The organism is Tumebacillus amylolyticus (assembly GCF_016722965.1).
Taxonomy (GTDB): Bacteria; Bacillota; Bacilli; order Tumebacillales; family Tumebacillaceae; genus Tumebacillus; species Tumebacillus amylolyticus.
Window position 1 is genome coordinate 1 of sequence record NZ_JAEQNB010000021.1, and the last position, 3,699, is coordinate 3,699.

Genomic DNA, 3,699 nt, shown 5'->3' on the forward strand with positions numbered 1-3,699 from the left:
TACTCTCCCGGAACCCTGCGGTCCAAGTACCATCGGCGCTGGAAAGCTTAACTTCTGTGTTCGGGATGGGAACAGGTGTGACCTTTCCGCCATCATCACGAGACATGAAACTGGATGGAGCAACCTTTGTGTGTGATTCAAGAACTTAGGATAAGCCCTCGACCGATTAGTACTGGTCAGCTGAATGCCTCGCGGCACGTACACCTCCAGCCTATCAACCCTGTCGTCTACAGGGGGTAAAACATAAGCAAAAAGCCCCTCAGCTATGTGTTCTCAAACCACGCTTTCATCGCCACACATCCCCCGTATACAAATTAATCACAAAACTAAATATGCCATGATTTCTTCCTCCCCTGTGCCCATATCGTAAAAGAAGCGCGGGTCATATGATAAGTGAGCGGCGTCATGATCTGTGAACGAAAAAATACCTGAAGCGCACATATCCGCTTCAGGTATTCTCTCTTAATACCATTCCAAAACCAATTGCATAGATATTAGGGAAAAATACAGAACTCTCTACTGTCAAAATTAACCCTATCTGTTTCATCCACATCAGGAATGCATCAAACGTTGGATAATCACTTGCAGCATTTTCTTGCCACCAGTCGCGCAAAGGTTCATTAGGTGTGAACCGAGGCAGGGTTTCGAGAAAATCAAAAAAACCACATTGATTCAACTTCGGATATTCCCCCCGAATTTCCTGACAACAGAATTTTGATGTAGCTTTTACCGCTGACCAAAGAGTTCTTTTTTGGAATAGACGATTCGATTTAGACGGAACCTCCCCAAGTTCCCTTTTCGTAATCTCAAGCCGTTTTGAAAAATCTAGCATCTTCATCAAGGTTCCAGGCAGCACCTGATTCTCCGCATCCGAAAGTACCCCATGTACTACATTAGAGACTTTAGGTTGGGGCTCATTTTCATGCCATTCATAACCCCACAACAACCCTAATGCTGTCTCCAAAACATAATCATCAACTTGGTCCCGATCAAATCCGGGAACGAGTTCCTTTACCAATTCAGCAAATTTCTCTGAACGCATTGCCTGATTAAATACAAATCTGTATGAGTCTTCCTCTGACCATTTTAATTCAATGTTTCGCCCAACAAAACTTTTCTTCTCTACAAAGTCAATCTGATCCCAGATGTCATCCCTCAAGAAAATCTTAGGACGAATCTGTTTCAGACCCATTTTATCAAGCGAGACGGCAAAGGTGAGGAGCCCGATAAGTTGTTCAACCGGAAGTTGGTCCACGTCATCGTATAACAGCCAAACACTTTCTTTGCTAAGTATCAATCTATGACCTTCCAGTTGGACCAACTCTTGAATTTCACGTTTTGTATCTGGAGTCCATTTCTCGATTAATTCCAACCACTTCTGTACGTCGGTCAGAGCATTCAATTGATCGGAACTTTCATGTGTAATACTCATTAGAGCATCCAGCCACCAAAACGATTCCCAATCAACCCTTCGCTTTGCCAACTCATCGCCGATCTCTTTCCTCTGATGTACTTTCAATGTAACCGCGCCCTGTCCATAAGCTGCAACAGGAGTTACATGGCCTAAGCTTCTTGGGCTCCATTTTTTGAGAACATCAAAATGGTGGAGTGCCATCCGGTACAATTGTGTTTTGCCGGTCCCTTTTTTTCCTCGTATCAAGATCGTCGAGGGATCAATAAAACGATCGTAATCAGCAGTACGTTGGAACCGTTCGACCTCAACCTCACCGTCAAGTTCGACCGGCCCAAAAGGCAGAGATTCGATGATTTCCCATCTTTCATGCCCGGACAAGATCTCCTGCAATTTTTGCTTATCTGATTCATCTTGCAGGACATCAACGATTTTTTCATAGATTTCCCGGAAAGCAGGAACTGGGTACTCATCGGCAATGGCTATTTCAGAAGCGTACGGAATGATGATCGGTTCTGCAAGAAAACCTCCCCCGATAAATGCTCTTTCTTGATTACGGCTGACCCCACGCGCCTGTTCCATCGACTCGTCGATGTTTTTCCAGAGCCTCATCGCTTTTTCCCGGCCAATGTCACCCAGTACCGGGGACATGACCACATGCGGTTCGATGCCTACCTTGATCAACGAGGTCAAGATCGTATCCATCCCCTCGGAGTTTTGCGGGTTCGGATTCATAAACAAAATTGATTTATCCGAAATCATCAACATCGAAAGTGCCCCCCAAACATTGATACCAGTGCGGGAGTCGATCAAAATCAAGTCCGGTTGTAACTGCTCAACAAGTTCCTCGCGAAAATCTTCCCACAAACGGTGATCGTAGATGGAAAGATTCCGCAGATCGTCTACTTTGGCTATGTAATCCATGTCAACCTTACCAGCGGACACGACAAACAATTTTCCGCGGGGAACATCGATTTCACCAATCGTGTCAGCAATGCTGATCTTCGGCTCATCGTCGCCAAAAAGATTCGTCCGCTCATAGAGGTAATCGACCAGCCCTTTATCAGGAACCGTCATCTTCTGCGTGCGGTGCAAACTCGGAGCCTCAAAGTCGAGGTCCACCATGACCACACGTTTCCCTTTCGCTGCAAGAGACCAAGCCGAATGCACCAAGGCCGTGGTGCGCCCAACGCCTCCTTTGAATGAATAAAAGGCGATCGTCTTTGGGTTCTGCGGCACTTTTTTGATCTTATTCCCCTGAAGGCCCCAGTCCATCAATTCAAGCCATGTCGTGGGCACTTCAAACGTTTTGGTCTCCTCATCTTCCATCTGAATTCTGAGTTCCACTACTTCCTCAGGCGTATAAAGAGACATCAACATGACCTTGAGCGAAGGATCGACCGACTTTTGCCATTGCCGGATGATCTCTTGTCGCTGTTCTAGCCCCAAGTCACGAAAACGGTCTGAAACCGCAAATAGATCGGCAGTTTGACTGAAGACCCAATGTAGTTTCACTTGGCTTCCTTTTCCGAGAAACCTGCGGAGATGGTCTGCTATCTCTTTTTTATGTATCATTTGCAGTTACCTCTTTTTCTAGATTTAGGTTGTTGCAGTTGCATCATTTGTTGTTTCAACCACAAAATGAAAGTATGGTATGCTTTCTTCCATTCTTTATATCTGTCCTCATCAATTTCCTCACCATCATATCTCATATCGATAAAGTCAACCTTAGGATTTTGCAGAATTTCCAAACAATCTTTTAAATGCTGTGACTGATCCAAGCGACGAAGTAGTTCCGGTACGTGCTCGAGTCCTTTTATTAAGATATGAGATGGTCGTTTGATTCCGTGCTTACGTCCATCTTTATCTTCTTCCCATTCATCTATTCCATTTCGGCGAACAATGATTCCTTTTAGTAAACACTCCACTGTACATCCGCCCAAATGCACAGCTCCGACTTTGCGGTTGGCATTGATCAGGACCTCCGTGTCCAATTCTCTTGCTTGGTAGGCTAACAGAAAGTTCTCCATCCTCGGGCATCCCCTCAAACCATATGATGACGAATCCAAATTATGTTCCTCGTATCAATTTCTCTTTCGCTCCTCTATCTCCTGCACAGAAAAAGACCTGATCAGCACTGGATCAGGTCTTCTTCTTCTATAAATATTGCCTCGCGACGTCCTACTCTCCCGGGACCCTGCGGTCCAAGTACCATCGGCGCTGGAAAGCTTAACTTCTGTGTTCGGGATGGGAACAGGTGTGACCTTTCCGCCATCATCACGAGACAT

The 3,699-nt window shown here is 45.5% G+C and carries 2 protein-coding genes, 2 rRNA genes and 1 other annotated feature; all 4 genes read right to left on the minus strand.

All coding sequences use genetic code 11. The features are described 5' to 3' along the window. A 5S ribosomal RNA gene (gene rrf, locus JJB07_RS23505) occupies positions 1–103 on the minus strand; the annotation flags it as partial. A 58-nt stretch (positions 104–161) separates the two neighbouring features. Next, positions 162–238 (minus strand) — a sequence feature (23S ribosomal RNA rRNA prediction is too short). A gap of 210 nt (positions 239–448) precedes the next feature. Beyond that, complete coding sequence (locus JJB07_RS23510) at positions 449–2,986, minus strand: tyrosine-protein kinase family protein (protein WP_201638492.1); 2,538 nt, start codon at positions 2,984–2,986, stop codon at positions 449–451. Next, complete coding sequence (locus JJB07_RS23515; RefSeq protein ID WP_201638493.1) at positions 2,983–3,441, minus strand: hypothetical protein; 459 nt, start codon at positions 3,439–3,441, stop codon at positions 2,983–2,985. The genes JJB07_RS23510 and JJB07_RS23515 overlap by 4 nt, the downstream gene beginning before the upstream one ends. A gap of 138 nt (positions 3,442–3,579) precedes the next feature. Further along, a 5S ribosomal RNA gene (rrf, locus tag JJB07_RS23520) occupies positions 3,580–3,696 on the minus strand. Positions 3,697–3,699: the final 3 nt, after the last annotated feature.